Raw genomic sequence first — 336 nt, forward strand, 5'->3', positions numbered from 1 at the left:
CTTACTTCCTTTTTTGAATTACTGCATAGCACAATTGATTCGTACGACGCCGACTTTGATGAGTCGGCTTTTTTTTGCCTGTTATTTATCAGCGTCTACCCTTTAAGAGTCCACCCAATGACCAGAGGGAAATATGACGACACTTATTTATTTGCAAATTCCTGTCCCTGAACCGATTCCTGGCGATCCTGTTCCAGTGCCCGATCCGATCCCTCGCCCGCAACCCATGCCTGACCCACCACCCGATGAAGAACCGATTAAATTGTCGCATCGTGAGCGTAGATCTGCGAGGATACGCGCCTGCTAACTTTGCGTAGATGACCACGAGAATAGATT

The 336-nt window shown here is 47.6% G+C and carries 1 protein-coding gene; it reads left to right on the top strand.

Going from position 1 to position 336, the window contains the following annotated elements:
• The first annotated feature begins 133 nt into the window (after positions 1–133).
• Positions 134–307 (top strand): proline-rich small protein YnaL, encoded by a 174-nt coding sequence (gene ynaL, locus FN960_RS23365; RefSeq protein ID WP_001296046.1) that lies wholly within the window; start codon positions 134–136, stop codon positions 305–307.
• Positions 308–336: the final 29 nt, after the last annotated feature.

The sequence above is a fragment of the Alkalicoccobacillus porphyridii genome, from assembly GCF_007293315.1.
Lineage (GTDB): Bacteria > Bacillota > Bacilli > Bacillales > Bacillaceae_D > Alkalicoccobacillus > Alkalicoccobacillus porphyridii.